Annotated in this window: 18 protein-coding genes; 16 read left to right on the top strand and 2 right to left on the bottom strand. The window is 46.8% G+C overall.

From position 1 onward, the window contains the following. Position 1: 1 nt before the first annotated feature. The 6 genes from AM279_RS13320 to AM279_RS13295 all read left to right on the top strand — a co-directional run bounded on the left by AM279_RS13320 (position 2) and on the right by AM279_RS13295 (position 5,866). Complete coding sequence (locus AM279_RS13320) at positions 2-589, top strand: hypothetical protein (RefSeq protein WP_054408522.1); 588 nt, start codon at positions 2-4, stop codon at positions 587-589. Positions 590-616: 27 nt separating this feature from the next. Further along, complete coding sequence (locus AM279_RS13315; protein ID WP_054408521.1) at positions 617-1,657, top strand: vWA domain-containing protein; 1,041 nt, start codon at positions 617-619, stop codon at positions 1,655-1,657. Beyond that, a complete protein-coding gene (locus AM279_RS13310) occupies positions 1,654-2,496 on the top strand; it encodes a tetratricopeptide repeat protein (protein WP_054408520.1) in 843 nt (280 codons plus the stop codon). The genes AM279_RS13315 and AM279_RS13310 overlap by 4 nt, the downstream gene beginning before the upstream one ends. A 60-nt stretch (positions 2,497-2,556) precedes the next feature. Continuing rightward, positions 2,557-4,353: a BatD family protein gene (locus tag AM279_RS13305; protein WP_054408519.1), complete on the top strand. Its 1,797-nt coding sequence runs from the start codon at positions 2,557-2,559 to the stop codon at positions 4,351-4,353. Positions 4,354-4,737: 384 nt separating this feature from the next. After that, positions 4,738-5,118 carry a GxxExxY protein gene (locus AM279_RS13300; RefSeq protein WP_054408518.1) on the top strand — a complete coding sequence of 127 codons (381 nt, stop codon included), beginning with the start codon at positions 4,738-4,740 and terminating at the stop codon, positions 5,116-5,118. 1 nt (position 5,119) lies between these two features. Beyond that, positions 5,120-5,866 (top strand): SH3 domain-containing protein, encoded by a 747-nt coding sequence (locus tag AM279_RS13295; RefSeq protein ID WP_054408517.1) that lies wholly within the window; start codon positions 5,120-5,122, stop codon positions 5,864-5,866. 334 nt (positions 5,867-6,200) lie between these two features. Here the strand turns inward: AM279_RS13295 and AM279_RS13290 are convergent, their stop codons facing one another. After that, positions 6,201-6,725: a CvpA family protein gene (locus tag AM279_RS13290; RefSeq protein ID WP_054408516.1), complete on the bottom strand. Its 525-nt coding sequence runs from the start codon at positions 6,723-6,725 to the stop codon at positions 6,201-6,203. 62 nt (positions 6,726-6,787) lie between these two features. Between AM279_RS13290 and AM279_RS13285 the strand changes: the two genes are divergently transcribed. After that, positions 6,788-7,144 carry a hypothetical protein gene (locus AM279_RS13285; RefSeq protein WP_054408515.1) on the top strand — a complete coding sequence of 119 codons (357 nt, stop codon included), beginning with the start codon at positions 6,788-6,790 and terminating at the stop codon, positions 7,142-7,144. A gap of 125 nt (positions 7,145-7,269) precedes the next feature. Then, positions 7,270-8,289 (top strand): phenylalanine--tRNA ligase subunit alpha, encoded by a 1,020-nt coding sequence (pheS, locus tag AM279_RS13280; RefSeq protein WP_054408514.1) that lies wholly within the window; start codon positions 7,270-7,272, stop codon positions 8,287-8,289. Positions 8,290-8,607: 318 nt separating this feature from the next. Here the strand turns inward: pheS and AM279_RS13275 are convergent, their stop codons facing one another. After that, complete coding sequence (locus AM279_RS13275) at positions 8,608-9,102, bottom strand: copper resistance protein NlpE (protein WP_074961653.1); 495 nt, start codon at positions 9,100-9,102, stop codon at positions 8,608-8,610. A 245-nt stretch (positions 9,103-9,347) separates the two neighbouring features. On the opposite strand from AM279_RS13275, the gene AM279_RS13270 reads away from it, so the two are divergent. The 8 genes from AM279_RS13270 to AM279_RS13235 all read left to right on the top strand — a co-directional run bounded on the left by AM279_RS13270 (position 9,348) and on the right by AM279_RS13235 (position 16,719). Continuing rightward, the gene (locus AM279_RS13270; protein WP_054410334.1) at positions 9,348-9,758 is read left to right on the top strand and encodes a hypothetical protein; all 411 of its coding nucleotides are present in this window, start codon (positions 9,348-9,350) and stop codon (positions 9,756-9,758) included. A gap of 101 nt (positions 9,759-9,859) precedes the next feature. Then, on the top strand, positions 9,860-10,210 hold the full coding sequence (locus AM279_RS13265; RefSeq protein ID WP_054408512.1) for an arsenate reductase family protein: 351 nt from the start codon (positions 9,860-9,862) through the stop codon (positions 10,208-10,210). Positions 10,211-10,294: 84 nt separating this feature from the next. After that, positions 10,295-11,155, top strand: a complete 861-nt coding sequence (locus AM279_RS13260) for a YicC/YloC family endoribonuclease (protein WP_054408511.1) — start codon at positions 10,295-10,297, stop codon at positions 11,153-11,155. A 77-nt stretch (positions 11,156-11,232) separates the two neighbouring features. Beyond that, complete coding sequence (gene gmk / locus AM279_RS13255) at positions 11,233-11,820, top strand: guanylate kinase (RefSeq protein WP_054408510.1); 588 nt, start codon at positions 11,233-11,235, stop codon at positions 11,818-11,820. Between the two features lie 131 nt (positions 11,821-11,951). Then, positions 11,952-12,533, top strand: a complete 582-nt coding sequence (gene nadD, locus AM279_RS13250) for a nicotinate (nicotinamide) nucleotide adenylyltransferase (protein ID WP_054408509.1) — start codon at positions 11,952-11,954, stop codon at positions 12,531-12,533. Between the two features lie 577 nt (positions 12,534-13,110). Beyond that, positions 13,111-14,559, top strand: coding sequence for a PcfJ domain-containing protein (locus AM279_RS13245; protein WP_054408508.1), 1,449 nt, complete (start codon positions 13,111-13,113; stop codon positions 14,557-14,559). A gap of 44 nt (positions 14,560-14,603) precedes the next feature. Continuing rightward, positions 14,604-16,001: an RtcB family protein gene (locus tag AM279_RS13240; protein WP_054408507.1), complete on the top strand. Its 1,398-nt coding sequence runs from the start codon at positions 14,604-14,606 to the stop codon at positions 15,999-16,001. A 184-nt stretch (positions 16,002-16,185) separates the two neighbouring features. Then, the gene (locus AM279_RS13235; RefSeq protein ID WP_054408506.1) at positions 16,186-16,719 is read left to right on the top strand and encodes a tetratricopeptide repeat protein; all 534 of its coding nucleotides are present in this window, start codon (positions 16,186-16,188) and stop codon (positions 16,717-16,719) included. Positions 16,720-16,783: the final 64 nt, after the last annotated feature.

Genomic DNA, 16,783 nt, shown 5'->3' with positions numbered 1-16,783 from the left:
CATGAAATATGTACTGTATGCCATAGCCATGTTGTGTACTGCTGCGGGTTTTTCGCAGCAGGGTGGCAGTGCATATATTACACAAGATGCCACCCGCTTGGTGTACAACAACGGAAAAGACTCTATACAGTTAAGCAATCCTGATTTAAGGGGGTTCCCTATGTGCCAATCGGCCGAAATTGTGGCCGAGGTGCAAATAGACGGCAAAGGGGCTAAAGAAGTGGTAGTAAAACGTTCTATTGAGTGGATATATATGTTGTTGGGAGATGAATTTAACATTCGTGAAAAAACAGACCGTACCGTTTATGAGGTGTGGAATGTAGACAATAAGAAGTTATTGTTTAGCGCGGTGGGTGGAAACCACTTTTCTTATATTAGTCATTATCGGTTGTCTTCAGCCGAGGGTGCAGCGCACTACAACTACGATTTTTCAATTAATGAAGCTGGTGCAATCGCAATAAGCAATGTGCAGGTATCAGGTTTTCCGGCTGAGTCAGGACGCGTATCTAAAGAATACCGAAAGTTTGCAAAGCCAGACCATAAAGAAGGCATTTATACATTTAAAAACGGAAAATACAGTAAGCAATAAAAGGCTTTTATAAGCTTTATTTAAGTTATGGATTACGAATTAGACGAATCAAAATATTTATATTTACTGGCGGTCATTCCCGTGCTGGTACTGCTTTTCCTGCTCAATTTATGGTGGAAAAAGCGCAAACAGCGCCAGTTTGGCAACCCCGATTTGGTAAAACGCCTGGCGCCCGAACGTTCGGTGTTTAAGCAGTCGCTTAAGCTGGCTGCCGTGTGCCTTGCATTGGCGGGCATAGTGCTGGCATTGGTTAACCCTAAAACCGGCACCCGTACAGAGAAAGTTAAGCGCGAAGGTATAGACATCGTGTTTGCTATAGACGTTAGCCGCAGCATGCTGGCCGAAGACACCGCCCCAAGCAGGCTGGAAAAAGCCAAGCAAATTGTATCGCAAATCATCAACTCGCTGGGTTCAGACAGGGTGGGTATTGTGGGCTATGCCGGTAGTGCATACCCCGTGCTGCCTATAACTACTGATTACAGCGTGGCCAAAATGTTCCTGCAAAACATGAATACCGAAATGGTAAGTAGCCAGGGTACGGCCATTGGCGATGCCATTGCCATGAGCGAATCGTATTTTGACGACCCGCAAACCAGCAAGCTTGTAATTTTGGTTTCTGATGGAGAAGACCACGGCCAGGACAGCCAGGATGCCGCAGACGCCGCCAAAAAGAAAGGCATTAAGCTTATTACTGTGGGCGTGGGCACTACCAAGGGCGGGCCCATCCCGTTAAGGGAAAACGGCAAGGTAACCGGCTATAAAAAAGACCAGAACGGCGAAACGGTGGTTACAAAACTGTACCCCGATGCCCTTAAAATACTGGCAGACCGCACCGGCGGAGGCTACATTTACGGCGGTTCTACCCGCGCCGTGACTGATTTTGTAAACAAGTCGCTGGGCAAGGTAAAAAAGAGGGAGTTTGAAACCAAAGATATTACCCTGTATGAATCGCAGTTCCAGTGGTTTTTAGCAGGGGCATTACTGTTGTTGTTCCTGGATATTTTCCTTTTAGAGAAGAAAACAAAATGGATTACCAGGCTTAACCTGTTTAATGAAAAAGAACAATGAAAAAGGCATTAGCAATAGCACTCACCCTGTTTTCGGCACTGGCATTTGCGCAGGAGCCTAAAGACACCGTAAAGCAGGCAAAGCCCGATAGCAACCTGCCCAAAGGCAACGTGCAGTACAACAGCGGCCAGTTTGCGCAGGCCGAGGCCAATTACCGTATTTCGGCAAGTAAAGCGCCCGAAAAGGCTGCGGCATCTTACAACCTGGGTAATTCCATCTACAGGCAGAAACAGCCCTCTGAAGCCAAGAACGCTTATCTTACGGCCATTAAAAACGCCAAAGACAAACCCCAGAAGCACCAGGCCTACCACAACCTGGGCAACGTGCTTATGGCCGAAAAAAATTATGAAGGCGCGGCAGATGCCTATAAAAACGCCTTGCGAAACAACCCGCAGGATGAGGAAACGCGGTACAACTATGCTTTGGCAAAAAGCATGATCAAGAAAAACCCGCCGCCAAAAGACCAGAAAAGTCCGCCACCGCCACCTAAGCCCGACCCAAAAAGCCAGCAGCCCAACCAGGGCGGCGGCCAGGATAAAGACCAGAACAAAAACCAGGGCGACGGCAATAACGACAACAAAAACAAGCAGGACCAGGGCGATAAGAATAAAGATAAAGACCAGGGCAAGAACAATAACGACAACAACCCTGATAAGGACAAAGGCAACGGCGATAAAAAAGAAGACAAGGCCGACCCCGAGCCTACCGGCGCCAACCCTAACAAGGAGCGTATGAAAAATATGCTCGACGCCATGAACAACGAAGAAAAGAAAGTACAGGATAAAATGAATGCCAAAAAGGCTAAGGCACAGCCTAAAAAGCAGGAAAAAGACTGGTAAAGAAGAGAAGGATTATTAATTTGAAAGATGAGGCATTTGTTCAGATTAAAGAAATATAAGATGAGGTTTTTACTGATACTGCTGCTATCAGTACAGGGGCTTTTTGCCCAGCAGGCAGAGTTTAAGGCTACTCCCAGCCGCACCAGTATAGGCATAAACGAGCGCGTGCGGGTAGAATTTTCCATGAATAAGGACGGCGATAACTTTACGCCGCCTTCGTTCCAGGGGTTCCAGGCATCGGGCCAGGGCCAAATGATTAGCAACTCGTGGGTAAACGGCAAGCGCAGCTACAGCAAGAGCTATACGTTTATACTTACGCCCACTGCCAAAGGCACCTTTACTGTAGGTGCGGCATCTATAGAAATAGACGGCACCGTTTATAAAACCCAGCCATTTAAAGTTACGGTGGGCAACGCCGTGCAGCAGCAACAGCAGCAAAACCCTTACAATCCGTACAACCCCTACCAGCAGCAACAGCCGCAAGGGCCGCAGCAAACAGCACAAAACCCGCTGCAGGGCATACACCTGGTGGCCGAAATAAGCAACACCAGCCCTTATGTTAACCAACCGGTTAATGTGGTGTACAAGCTGTATGTTAGCGAAAACAGCAGCGTGGCCAATGCCGCCGAAACTTCAAGCCCGCAGTACAACGACTTCTGGAGCCAGATTGAGGTGGTAGACCCTAAAGACATAAAAATTGAAAACGGTACCTACAAAGGCGAGGCATACCGCTACATAACCATGCGCCGCACCGTGCTGTATCCGCAAAAAAGCGGCAGGCTGGAGCTCGACCCCCTTGAAGTGGAAATGATTGTAGAGGTGCCTACGGGCCAGTATGATATTTTTGGACGTCCGTTTACCAAGCAGGTTAAAACAAAAACGTCTACCGGCAGGCAGTTCATAAATGTAAAAGCGCTTCCTGAAGCCGGCAAACCCGCCGGGTTTGCAGGTGCTGTAGGCGATTTTGATTTTAAGGTTGTGCCCAATAAAACCACCAGTAACGGCGAACCCATACAGCTAACAGTTACGGTATCGGGCAAGGGCAACCTTAAGCTTATTACCCTGCCTAAGCCACAGGTACCTGCTGCGCTTGAAATGTACGACCCGGAGCATAAGGAAAACGTAAAAACCCCGCTTACGGGCATGACCGGCAGCGTGAGCGATGTATATACCATTGTGCCTACCGCTAAGGGTAAATTCCCTGTAAAGGGGCTTGAATTCTCGTGGTTTGACCTGTCTACGGGCAAATACAAATCCATCACGTCAGAAGACCTTATGCTCAACGTGCTTAAGGTAGATGCCAACGCGGGCGATAACCTTCCGGTTTCGCAAAAACAGCAGCTGGCACCGGGCGAGCAGTTCCGCTTTATAGCGCTCAATACCACCCTGCATGCCAAAGGCCAGGCCGATTTCTTCGGGTCGGGGCTGTTCTATGCGCTCCTGGTACTGCCGTTGGTGCTTATTCCGGTTGTGGTATTTGCACGTAAGAAAAAAGAAGCGTTTGATAATGATGTTACGGGCAATAAAATACGCCGGAGCAACAAGCTGGCACGCCGTTTCCTTACCGAGGCCAAAAAGCAGCTGGGCAGCAAGGAGCCATTCTACCTGGCGCTTGAAAAAGCACTGCACAACTTCCTTAAGGCTAAGCTGAATATTGAAACCAGCGAAATGAGCCGTGAGAACATACGGGAACTGCTGCTTTCGCGCAAAGCCAACCCGGATACGGTAAACGAGTTTAGCCAAATTATGGACAGCTGCGAGTTTGCGCGCTACGCCCCGTCAAGCGGCGAAGCCATGCAGCAGGATTATGACAGGGCTGTGGCGGTTATTATAGCTTTAGAGAAACAGGTATCGTAAGGAAGGTGCTGAGGTACTAAGGCGCTTAGCTACTAAGCTTTTGAAAATGAGAAATAAATGAAGTCGAGGTTGGTTTTAACCACTAAGAACACCAAGTTTTTTCACAAAGGCCACAAAGTGTTGATGAGATAAATTATGAACTGTAGTAGTTCACAAAGGTGTCTTAGGTGGTAATCCTTGGTGGTTAAAAATACATGAGTTGCGGTTAAGTTTAAACACAAAGACACAAAGGACACAGGGTTTAAGAAAGTGCCATTTAGGTACAGCTTTGTGTCCTTCAAAAGAGTGTAGGGTTTTTAATGAACTTTGTGTCCTTTGTGAAAAAACTTGGTGTTCTTAGTGTTTAAAAAAAATTAAGAGGATGCTTTAAAGCCCTGTGTAGAAATGACAGAAAACGAAATTGCCAAGATAGTCCTGGATTGCGCCATTAAGGTTCATAAAAGGTTGGGTCCGGGCTTATTAGAAAGCGCATACTGCGAATGCCTTTGCTACGAGTTATACAAAGCAGGCCTGTTCATAGAAAAAGAAAAGCCAATGCCGCTTATGTATGATGAGGTTTCGCTGACGGTTGCTTACAGGGCAGATATAGTAATTGAAAACAAATTTATTGTAGAAGTAAAAACAATAGAAGAAATAAAAGGCATACACATGGCGCAGCTGCTAACCTACTTAAGGCTGGCAGATTACAAGCTGGGCATGCTCATCAATTTTAATACAACCCTGATAAAAGACGGCATCAGGCGGATTATTAATGGTACATTATAAAATGAAAAAATTAGTATACATATTTTTGCTTGTGGTACAGGTGGTGGCAGCCCAGTCTTTTGACAAGGGTAATACCCTGTTTCGCAAGGGCGATTACAAAGGCGCGGTTAAAGAATTTGAAGGCATCCTGGCAAACAAGCAGGAGAGTGCCGAGGTATATTTTAACCTGGGCAATGCCTACTACAAACTCAACCGGGTAGCCCCTGCGGTATACAATTATGAAAAGGCGCTACAGCTTAGCCCCGGCAATAAAGATGTTGAAATAAACCTTGCCTTTGCCCAGAAAATGGTGCTGGATGATATTAAGGCCGTGCCCCAAAAAGGCTTCTCTGCGGCGCTCTATAACCGCCTGGACGGCTTTCATTACAACACCTGGGGGTGGGTAGCCGTGGCGTTTTCATTTCTTATACTTTTGTCGTTTGCCCTTTACTATTTTTCGGGGCGCACGCTTGTAAAGCGCATATTCTTCATTACAATGTTTGTGGCGGTTTTTGGGGTGGTATTCAGCATATTTGCAGCCCTTTTTGTACAGTCGCACCAAAGTGCCGAAAACCCGGCCGTTATTTTTGCTGAGGTAATATCAGTAAAAGCAGAACCCGACGAAGATGCCGCCGAGGCCTTTGTGTTGCACGCCGGTACCAAAGTAAACGTAACCGAAACCCTTGACGGCTGGAAAAAAATACAGCTGCCCGATGAAAACGTGGGCTGGCTGCCGAAATCGGCATTAAAAGAGGTAAAGGCTAATTAGGGGCTTTCAGCTCCGTAGGAGCGGCATATTTATAGCAAAATGTAATAGGTTTGGGTTTTGAGTCCCGGAGGGACGTCATATAATTATCGTTTATATGCCGCTCCTCCGGAGCTCAGTTATTTCCAACACTGCTATTCTCTATAGATATGGCGCCCCTCCGGGGCTCTCAAAAGAGAATCTTCAGAACGAACATCATATTTTAAAGATTATAATCCCGGCAAGTCGAGCCAGCTCCGGAGGAGCGACATATTTATAGCAAAGTTTGCTGCGTTAAGCGTTAGAGCCCCATAGGGGCGGCATATTTTCTATCAATTGTTGTTTGATATTAAACTGACTACTGCATCTGTGGCACATCGCCTTCAGGCTTTTTGGGTTCGTTATACCATTCTTCAAGAATAGGGAAAATAGCTGTTGAAACTTCCAGCACCGGGTAAAAGAAAACCGAATTATCAAGCGTTTTCTTTTCCGCGAAAGTGTTATTAGCATTTAATTTTTGGAAAAAATTAAGCAATACACTCAAAATCAGTGCGTTTTTTATCAGGCCGAACAACCCGCCCAGCAAGCGGTTTATAATGCCCAGCCCGGCCCAGTCGGCCAGCGTTGTAAAGGTTTTGGCTAAAAGCATGAGCCCTATAACCACGGCGGCAAATAATAGTACAAACGCAAAGGCTTTGGCATGTTTGGGGTTATCTACAACGCCCTCTAAGGCATTGCCCAAAAGTGCGCTGAATTTTACCGCAATAAATATACCCGCCAGTAACGATATTACCGAAGCCAGTTCGCTGAAAAGGCCTTTCCATATGCCGCGGATGAGCCCGTACGCCAGGAAACCACCCAGTATGATGTCTATAAATTCCATAACGGGCAAAGATAAGGATGCTAATTTTAAACGGTGTATCTTTGCCGTTTTAAATACACACCATGTCACGCGACGAACAATTAAAAGAACGCTGGGAACAGCTTGTACATATACTCTCTAACCGATTTGCCGACGGCGATACCCTTGACCTCGATGCCATTATTTATTTAATAGGAGTGCAGGAGCTGGGTAAATTCAACAAGAAGTTTAAAAAAGACGAAAAGGTAAACCTGATGCACATTGCCATCTGCCGCCTTTTAGAGCCTTTCGGGTACTATGAATTTGACTATTTTGACGAAGACGGCTGGCCGCATTATACCGTTAAGGAAGAGCTTCCGCCTCTAAAAGCCGGTGAGCAAAGCATACTTATGAAAGGCGCTATTGTAGATTATTTCCTTGAAAAAGGGTTGATTAAGTAGGCCGGGATTGTTTTTTTAATCATGTACACGAGCAAACATTAAGAAACTTTAAGACAATTATACCCATTAATGGGGTGGCACGGCAATTATAAAATGCCTAAATTTGCCACACTTTTGTGATTGAAATGACAGACAAGATTAAAGAATACATTGCCGAGGCCGAGGCGTTTACAACCGCTAACAAAGAAGAGCTTGAGGCGTTCAGGATTAAATTTTTAGGTAAAAAAGGCATTCTAAACGACTTTTTTGCCGAATTTAAAAACGTACCTAACGACCAGAAGAAAGAGTTTGGCCAGGTAATAAACAACCTTAAAAAAGCGGCTGAAAGCAAAGTAGCCCAAATTCAGGAGGCTATAGAAAGCAAGGAAGAGGCCAAGGGCGTGTATGGCGACCTTACCCGCCCCGGCGAACCGTTTGCCGTGGGCAGCCGCCACCCTATATCTATAGTTAAAAACCAGATTGTAGACATTTTTTCTACCATAGGCTTTAACGTAAGCGAAGGCCCTGAAATTGAAGACGACTGGCACAACTTTACCGCGCTTAACCTGCCGGAATACCATCCGGCACGCGATATGCAGGATACCTTCTTTATCCAGACAAACCCCGATGTGCTTTTGCGCACGCACACATCATCAGTACAGGTTAGGTATATGGAAGAGAACAAGCCGCCCATCCGTACCATTTCTCCGGGTAGGGTGTTCCGCAACGAGGCCATTTCGGCGCGTTCGCACTGTATTTTCCACCAGATTGAAGGCCTGTATATCGACAAAGACGTTTCGTTTGCCGACCTGAAGCAAACCCTGCTGTACTTTACAAAAGAAATGTTTGGCAAGAGCAAAATACGCCTGCGCCCGTCTTACTTTCCGTTTACCGAGCCAAGCGCCGAGATTGACATTTACTGGGGCCTTAAAACCGAAACCGACTACCGTATTACTAAAGGTACCGGCTGGCTTGAAATAGGCGGCTGCGGTATGGTAGACCCTAACGTGCTTACCAACTGCGGTATAGACCCGGTTAAATACAACGGTTTTGCCTTTGGTATGGGGGTAGAGCGCATTGCTATGCTGCTGTACGGCATAGGCGACATAAGGATGTTTTATGAAAACGATGTCCGCTTTCTTGAGCAGTTTAAATCAAGCATATAATACAAAATCCCGGTTTTTGCCGGGATTTTTTGTTTAAGCAGGTTTTTTCTTTGTGAACTAAAAGGGATTTTAATATTCTTAAACTTAGTGTTCTTTGTGTCTTTGTGTTTTGAAAATTATTCATGAGAACACGAATTATGATTTTGAAAGCGTTACATCCGTTGTGTTTAAATATTACACCACATTTTTTTTAACACAAAGACACAAAGGGCACAAAGTCAGAAACATAGAATTCTAAAGTTTGTAGTGCTTACCGACCCTGAAAGGATCGCGTACATTAGCCCGGGATGCAATCCCGGGAAAAAATTAGGGGTATATCTATTTCACCCTGTGCAAAAAATACCGTGCCGCAGGCCCACCCTGTTCGGCATTGCCAAATTTATCCAGCTTAACAACCATATCATCCTCCGGCATCAGCTGAAATTTAAGGTGGTCGCCCTCGGCATCAAGTGTTGCAATGTTTTTATCGTCAAGGTTAAACGTGCCGTTATAAACAGTAGGCTTGGTTTCTTTGCCAATATATTGCGATGACAGCGTGTAGGTCTTATTGCCGTTAAGGGTAATTTTGGTTAAAATCCCCTTGCAGTCGCCACATGGCAGGCTGCCTGAATAGTTGCCCACCCACGCCGGGGTGTCATTTTCCGGGGTGACCGAAGCTCCGCCTGTAGTATCGGCCGGTGTCGTGGTGTCGTGCTCAACGCTGGGCAGTGTGCCCTGTTCCTGCTGCTCCACGCTTGTTTTTTCGGCATCGTTTTTACAGCCTATGCTCAGGGTTAGCAGGGCAGCAAGCAGGGTTATCTTTAGTGTTTTCATAATGGGTTCATTTTTAGTTACTTTAAAGTTAGGCAAAAGCCGCAATATCTTTTCCTAACGAAATGATAAGGTTTTCCGTGCAAACGCGTCATAAAATAATAAGCCACTAATTTCACGAATCTAACTAATTAATCTGTTTATCATTGGTTTTGTGTAATTTCATAAATTCAGGATACGTAAAATTTGTGAAATTCGTGTAATTTGTGGCTAAACAAAACCGTATTTTTGCACCTTTTACCAAGCACATGAAAAAAGATATAATTATACCAAAAGTTGAAAACGTGTATGTTGCTGCCCTTCAGGAGTGGAACGACGACTTTATGGAAAACACCTGGTATGCCTACCTGGTAAACGACAGTGCCGATAAACTGGAAACCGTAATTGTAGTGAGCAAGGCCAAAGGCGAAATAAACGGCGAGGAACGCCAAACCGGCAGCCTGCGCCATGCTTTTGTAGAGGTATTGCCAGATACCGCCGTAAAAATAGAAATGATTGAAGAAAGCGTGCTACGGCTGGACAATTCGTTTATGGTCACGTTTTTTAAAGGCAACACGTTGTATGACAAAAACTTTGTATTCCGTGCCGGCACCATAAACCCCAATAATGCCAAGACTGAAGTGCCGGTTATCTTTAAAGACGGAATTTTACTTAAATAGTCTTACACAGCCGAAAGTCAAAAAGTCGAATGATATAACGCCTGAGTGAAGCTCCACCCTCTCCTTTGGAGAGGGGTCGGGGGAGAGGCTCCTTAAACAAAATGAAAAAAATCTACCACCTTAAAACCTGTTCTACAAACGCCAAGATATTAAAGCAGCTGCCCAATCTTGACAAGTTTGAACTGCAGGAAATAAAAGCCAACCCGCTTACCGAAGCCCAGCTTGAAGAGCTGCACAAAATGGCAGGCAGCTATGAAGCCCTGTTTAGCCGCAATGCAAGCCTGTATAAAGAGCGCGGCTTAAAAGATAAACCCCTTACCGAAGAAGACTATAAAAACCTGATACTGGAGCACTACACGTTTTTAAAACGCCCCGTAATTGTATCGGGCGACCACGTATTCATTGGCAATAAAGCCAAAACGGTAGAAGATGCTATAGATTACTTAAAGTAAGTACAGCGCACTGATGACGGCTGTTAACTGTTAACTGAACACTGTCAACTTTTTATTACCTTTGTTTTCAACTAAATCCTTCTCATGATACAATCTATGACCGGCTTTGGCAAGGCCTCGTTGCAAATGCCTACAAAAAAGATTACTGTAGAAATCAAGTCGCTTAACAGCAAAGGGCTCGACCTTAACGTGCGCATGCCCTCTACATTCCGCGAAATGGAACTGGGGCTTCGCAATAAAATTGCCCAGAAGCTGGAGCGCGGCAAGGTAGATTTCTCGCTTTTTGTAGAGGTTACCGGCGAAGAAACATCTTCTAAAATTAACGTGCCCATTGTTAAGGCTTACATAGCCCAGATGAAAGCCGTTATACCTCATGGAGATGATACCGAGCTTATGAAAATGGCTGTGCGCATGCCCGATGCCCTTAAAACCGAGCGCGAGGAGATTGATGAGAACGACTGGGCACAAATTGACGGCGTTATAGATGAGGCGCTTAACAATATTTACAACTTCAGGGTGGCCGAAGGCATTGCCCTTGAAAAGGAGTTTTTGGTGCGCATAGGCAACATCCTTTCGCTAATGAACGAAACTGTGGCCTATGACGAAGAACGCATCCAAAACGTAAAAGACCGCCTGCGCGCTACCATTGCCGAGCTTGAGGTAGAGGTAGACGAAAACCGCTTTGAGCAGGAACTGATTTTCTATCTTGAAAAGATGGACATTACCGAAGAAAAAGTGCGCCTTGAAAACCACCTGAACTACTTTATGGAAACCCTTGCGGGTACCGAGGCTAACGGGCGCAAGCTGGGCTTTATAGGCCAGGAAATGGGCCGTGAAATAAACACCATGGGCTCTAAAAGCAACCACGCCAAAATGCAAAAGCTGGTAGTGCAAATGAAAGACGAGCTTGAAAAAATAAAAGAGCAGGTGCTCAACGTATTATAATTGTTGGGAGTTGTGGGTTGGGTGTTTCGGGTTGAACACGCAACCCACAACTCCCAACCCGCAACTAACACAACACAATGAAAGGAAAACTGCTTGTATTCTCGGCGCCTTCAGGGTCGGGTAAAACCACTATAGTACGCCACCTGCTGGCACACCCCGAACTTAACCTTGAGTTTTCGGTATCGGCTGCCACGCGCGAAGCCCGCGAGGGCGAGGTGCACGGCGAACACTACCACTTTATATCGCTTGAAGAGTTTAAACAACACATTAAGAACGAAGACTTTGTAGAGTGGGAAGAAGTATACCGCGATAACTTTTACGGCACACTTAAAACCGAGGTTGAGCGCATTTGGGCCCAGGGCAAAAACGTAATTTTTGATATAGACGTGGCCGGTGGCCTGCGCATCAAGAAGAAATTCCCTAACGAAACCCTGGCCGTATTTGTAAAGCCACCAAGTATTGATGAGCTTAAAATACGCCTTAAAAAACGCAGCACAGAGAGCGAGGATAAGATAAACATGCGCATAGCCAAGGCATCGGTAGAGCTGGCTACAGCCCCGCAGTTTGATACCATCATTAAAAACTACGACCTCGATACAGCTAAGGAAGAGGCATACAGGCTTGTAAAGGAGTTTGTGGCCCCCCAACCCCCGAAGGCGGAGTAGTAGCCCCATCCGGGTCAGTCATTGCGAGGGAGGAACGACCGCGGCAATCTTTTTAAGAGTATCGAAGATTGTTTTTACCCGCAACATCTTACTAAGAACCTTAGAACCTAAGCACCTCAGTACCTTAAAAAATGAAAGTCGGACTCTATTTCGGTACGTTTAACCCCATACATGTGGGGCACCTGATTATTGCCAATCACATGGCCGAATATGGCGGGCTCGACCAGGTGTGGCTGGTGGTAACGCCCCACAACCCGCTTAAAAACAAAAGCACCCTGCTAAACGACCAGCACCGCCTGCAAATGGTGTTCCTGGCGGTAGAAGAGTATCCAAAACTGAAACCCACCGATATAGAGTTCCGCCTGCCGCAGCCCAGTTATACGGTAAACACGCTGGCACATTTACAGGAAAAATTCCCCACACACGAGTTTTCATTAATTATGGGCGAAGACAACCTCAATTCGCTACATAAGTGGAAGAATTATGAGGTTATTTTGCAAAACCACGACATCTACGTCTACCCCCGTATCAATACCGAAAGCATAGACCCCGCAATAGCCGAAAATGCCCGTATCCATAGGGTTAATGCCCCGGTTATCGAGATATCGTCAACCTTTATCCGCAACAGTATTAAGGAGGGTAAAAACGTGCGTCCGCTGCTGCCCGGCAAAGTGTGGGAGTATGTTGAGCACAACCTGTTTTATACCCGCTAAAACCCCGCTTTTAAAATTAGAACAAATACAAATAGCTGATTTTATTTGCATTATTAAAGAATTGCTTTACATTTGCAGCTCAATAACAAGAAAAAAAATAAAACTATGCGTTTCACAATATCTATATACAAGCTACAAAGTGCAGGAGTTCCTGTGCTGGCTCAGGGGTATTGTGCCATGTTTTTTAGATAGAAATCATCTGTAAAAATATATACAACCCCGAAGCCACTAAGCTCCGGGGTTTTTTTATGCCCATGCTACAGCACATTTTACATACAGCATCAATAGGCCGCACCGAAGATTTCGTGTGCAATGCTTACATAGGACCGCATATTCCCTTGTGAAAGGAGGAGTAACACCTGCACGTCAGGTAAAAGCCCGGTCCCGTTAACGACCGGGCTTTTTTTATTCCCAACAGCCTCTCCCCAACCCTCTCCAAAGGAGAGGGAGTAGCTACACGTTGCTGAAAGCGGACTTAATTAAAAAAATAAAGCAATAACAATACATGATAAAACCAAGTAAAACATAGTCTGCTGCCGGGTATTTCCATGGCTTCAGATTTTAAAAACAACAAGCCATGGAAACACTACACAACACCGCAGCACCTTTCGCCATACGCTTCCCTGCGTTGGTAGAAAGGCTTTATACAAACCCAGACAGCGCCACTACAGGCAACGGCATAGAAAACGCCATAGCCATGCAGTTTGCCGCAATGGGCACCGCAAACAGCGCCTTTAAGAGAGATGCTTTCCGTGAGTTGCTAATGGTGGTGTTCAGCAAAAAATGCTACGGCATACTGCGCAACCCCGGCTATATAGAAATACTGGGCAACATAGCGGCCTTTGGCAACAAAACCGTTAACCCGGCCAACACCTGGGTTAAGGACAGCCTTACGGCAGAAGGCCAGCTGGCAAGCCTTATCAGGCACCTGTTTGCAAAGTATGAAGTACCTGCCTTTATGGAATATGTGTTTGCCGAAAGCAGTAAGATACACATGCTGTGGTACATACAGCTGGGCCGGGGCGATAGTGTGCACGATTTGTGCGCCTTTCCCGCGGTATTCACAAAAAAAATGGCGCACGAGTTCCGCAATACGCCGGGCACACTTACCGTAGAGCAGGCCATCCGCAGGGCACAGGCGCTGGGTTATGGCGCTAATGCGGCTGTAGCCGAGGCCATAGCCTGGAGTGCCGCCCTTGAGGAAATAACAAACGCCGCATTCAGGGCTGAGGTAATATGCTTCATTGCTAAAAGAGCCCCTGAAGTGGGTAACGTAGCCGCCATACAACTGGTGGTTGAGTATGCCGCCGAAATGCACCGTACCAACGCTGCTTACAGCTTTAAGGGCCGTACCTGGGCATCAGTTAGCAGGCTGGCAGCCGATTACCACCTTGAAATGGCAAAACGCCGGGAGGCAGAAGCCCGAAATGGCTGGGTTCCGGCTAATATTGCCGGCTATGAGGTGGTAAAAGGCAGCACAACCTACAAAATCATACAGCTAACCGATAGCGAGGCGCTGTATGAAGAAGGCCATGAAATGAGCCACTGCGTTGCTGATTATGCGCTGGATTGCGAGGAAGGCCGTGCTGCAATCTTCTCTCTACGTAAGTGTGTAGAGGGCAGGGAGGGTTTTGATACGCTTGCAACGCTTGATGTGAGCCCGGTTACCATGAACCTTGTTGAGGCAAGGGCCAAGTATAACGATGATGTATCTGCCGAGGCAGAAACGCACATCCTGGCATGGGCAAAGGCCCAGGGCATAACCATAGCATGCGAGCTTTATAGCTATTATGAACCCAGGCAGTATGTGCCTCCGGTAGTTCCGGCTGTAAACCCTCCGGCAGAAATGCCACGGGTGGTGCCCATACCGCGCCAGGAGCCTGCTTTTGAACCCTATGAGCCTTACAGGCCCGCAGCGGGTTACGGCTTTGGCTCTGATGCCGATTTTAATGTAGATGCTGCTTCAGTTCTAAAGATTGTGTTTTTCATAATCAAAATCCTGTGGCTTGTGTCACGTTGCAGCTAAGGCGGTTAGCGCCGCCTTGGCTTAATTTAAAATTTTAAACCATTATGGCAAAATTAAAACTGAGGGGTAACACCCTTATTGATATAGGTTTCCCGCAAACAAACGCAATTACTTATGCACTGGAAACCGTAAAGAAACATTACAAACGCGAGACCAACGATAGAGTACTCGCGCTGCTTAAGGAAGTACTGGCCGACCCGCAACAGTTTATGGGAGACGGCATCTTCGGCAAAACGGCTGAAGCCCTGCTTACCGCGAAGAAAACAGAGGCACGAAGGCTGAACCCAACCCGTGCGCCATTTGTTATTTATGGCGAAAACGGTATTGAACCCCTGGCTAAAGAGCAGCTGTACACTGCGCTCAAGCTCCCCGTGAGTAAGGCCGGTGCCCTTATGCCCGACGGCCATGCCGGTTATGGACTGCCCATTGGCGGCGTACTGGCTACCGAAAACGCTGTGATTCCGTATGGGGTGGGGGTAGATATTGGCTGCCGTATGTGCCTTACCGTGTATGACATTAACCCGTCGTATCTGGAAGGGCATAAAGATAAGTATGTGGGCATTTTGCAGGAGCATACCAAATTTGGCATGAGCGAGGCACACAAAAACCCGGCCGACCACGAAATATTCGAGCGCGCTGCCTTCCGCGAAATCCCGTTGCTCAAAACCCTTAAGAATAAGGCGTATTTGCAACTGGGCAGTTCGGGCGGGGGCAACCACTTTGTAGAGTTTGGCATTGTAGACGTACCGGCAAACGACCCTGTTTTCGGGCTTCCTGCCGGTAAGTATGTGGGTGTACTGTCGCACAGCGGTTCGCGTGGGCTTGGCGCCAACATTGCCAAACATTACACCGCGCTGGCCATGAAGCAAACCCCGCTGCCCAAAGAGGCACGTCACCTGGCGTGGCTGGACCTCGACACGCACGACGGCCAGGAATACTGGATAGCCATGAACCTGGCAGGCGATTATGCCTCGGCATGCCACCACGACATTCACCGCCGTATTGCAAAGGCGCTGAGTGCGCGTCCGCTTAAAGTGGTAGAAAACCACCACAACTTTGCCTGGAAAGAAATCATTAACGGCGAGGAGCTTATCGTACACCGCAAAGGGGCCACCCCGGCGCAAAAAGACGTGCTGGGTATCATCCCCGGCAGTATGACGGCGCCCGGCTATATTGTAAAAGGTTTGGGCAATGCAGAAAGCATCAATTCGGCTTCGCACGGTGCGGGCAGGCTCATGTCGCGCTCGCAGGCCAAGCAAAACATTACCATGAGCGAGGTTAAGAAAGTGCTGAAAGACCACGGGGTTACCCTTCTTGGCGCAGGCCTTGACGAAGCCCCAATGGCCTACAAAGACATCAACAAAGTCATGGCGCAGCAAAGCGAACTGGTAGATGTGGTGGGCAGCTTTACACCCAAAATCGTGAGGATGGATAGGGGGTAGTGTTCAGTGTTCAGTAGGCAGATAGCAGGTAGCAGTCATGCTGCGCCTGTCTTTCACAATAACAACGCCTCCCGACCCTGAAGGGGTCGCGAATAATAGCCCGGGATGAAATCCCGGGGAGATAGTTATAGCGAGTCGAAGTACGGACTTCAAGCAAAAAAATAATAATTAAACAATTAAAACAATGGGAATTAATACCTATGAAGTAATGTACATTCAGGCGAGGGACAATTACCCGTATAACGTTGAAGAATGTATAGAAAAGCTGCAATATGTTATAGCTGCCGATGACGAGCATACCGGCGCGCACTACCTTATGGGGTGCATTTATAACGAACAGCTTGAAGACCATAAACAGGCCGAGTTTCATTACAGGATGGTGCTGTACCTCGATAATACTTATATGCCGGTGTACTACAAGTATGCCGAAATGCTGCTCAACCTGGGTCGCGACGAAGAATGCCAAAACATTATAGATGCCGGGTTTAAAGTGCCAGGCATAGATGAGGCCAAACTCTTGTGGCTACAAGGCGTGCTGTATGAAAAGGAGTCGAAGTACAAAAAGGCCATAAAAACTTACAAGGCGGCTAAGCTTAAATGCCTTAACAACCGCTTTATGGATGATATGGACGACCATATTAAACGCGTTAAAGACAAGCGCGAACTGGTTAAGCCGCCGAAGAAGAAAAAGCCTGGGAAAAAGAAATCTAAAAAATAAGCCTGTTAGTAAAGTGAAAGCCGCCATGTGCGGCTTTCTTATTTTTTATACATTTATCAAAATA

Source organism: Flavobacterium akiainvivens (assembly GCF_001278115.1).
In the GTDB taxonomy this organism is placed as follows: Bacteria; Bacteroidota; Bacteroidia; order Flavobacteriales; family Flavobacteriaceae; genus Flavobacterium; species Flavobacterium akiainvivens.
The sequence above is the reverse complement of the archived record's forward strand: the minus strand, read 5'-3'. Positions and strand labels throughout refer to the sequence as shown.

Excerpts from the sequence above, each read along its gene's own strand:
- AM279_RS13235 (WP_054408506.1), top strand. The coding sequence starts at position 16,186 with ATGGGAATTAATACCTATGAAGTAATGTACATTCAGGCGAGGGACAAT.
- AM279_RS13295 (WP_054408517.1), top strand. The coding sequence starts at position 5,120 with ATGAAAAAATTAGTATACATATTTTTGCTTGTGGTACAGGTGGTGGCA.
- AM279_RS13260 (WP_054408511.1), top strand. The coding sequence starts at position 10,295 with ATGATACAATCTATGACCGGCTTTGGCAAGGCCTCGTTGCAAATGCCT.
- AM279_RS13240 (WP_054408507.1), top strand. The coding sequence starts at position 14,604 with ATGGCAAAATTAAAACTGAGGGGTAACACCCTTATTGATATAGGTTTC.
- pheS (WP_054408514.1), top strand. The coding sequence starts at position 7,270 with ATGACAGACAAGATTAAAGAATACATTGCCGAGGCCGAGGCGTTTACA.
- AM279_RS13300 (WP_054408518.1), top strand. The coding sequence starts at position 4,738 with ATGACAGAAAACGAAATTGCCAAGATAGTCCTGGATTGCGCCATTAAG.
- AM279_RS13310 (WP_054408520.1), top strand. The coding sequence starts at position 1,654 with ATGAAAAAGGCATTAGCAATAGCACTCACCCTGTTTTCGGCACTGGCA.
- AM279_RS13275 (WP_074961653.1), bottom strand. The coding sequence starts at position 9,102 with ATGAAAACACTAAAGATAACCCTGCTTGCTGCCCTGCTAACCCTGAGC.
- nadD (WP_054408509.1), top strand. The coding sequence starts at position 11,952 with ATGAAAGTCGGACTCTATTTCGGTACGTTTAACCCCATACATGTGGGG.
- AM279_RS13290 (WP_054408516.1), bottom strand. The coding sequence starts at position 6,725 with ATGGAATTTATAGACATCATACTGGGTGGTTTCCTGGCGTACGGGCTC.
- AM279_RS13265 (WP_054408512.1), top strand. The coding sequence starts at position 9,860 with ATGAAAAAAATCTACCACCTTAAAACCTGTTCTACAAACGCCAAGATA.
- AM279_RS13270 (WP_054410334.1), top strand. The coding sequence starts at position 9,348 with ATGAAAAAAGATATAATTATACCAAAAGTTGAAAACGTGTATGTTGCT.
- gmk (WP_054408510.1), top strand. The coding sequence starts at position 11,233 with ATGAAAGGAAAACTGCTTGTATTCTCGGCGCCTTCAGGGTCGGGTAAA.
- AM279_RS13320 (WP_054408522.1), top strand. The coding sequence starts at position 2 with ATGAAATATGTACTGTATGCCATAGCCATGTTGTGTACTGCTGCGGGT.
- AM279_RS13305 (WP_054408519.1), top strand. The coding sequence starts at position 2,557 with ATGAGGTTTTTACTGATACTGCTGCTATCAGTACAGGGGCTTTTTGCC.
- AM279_RS13315 (WP_054408521.1), top strand. The coding sequence starts at position 617 with ATGGATTACGAATTAGACGAATCAAAATATTTATATTTACTGGCGGTC.
- AM279_RS13285 (WP_054408515.1), top strand. The coding sequence starts at position 6,788 with ATGTCACGCGACGAACAATTAAAAGAACGCTGGGAACAGCTTGTACAT.
- AM279_RS13245 (WP_054408508.1), top strand. The coding sequence starts at position 13,111 with ATGGAAACACTACACAACACCGCAGCACCTTTCGCCATACGCTTCCCT.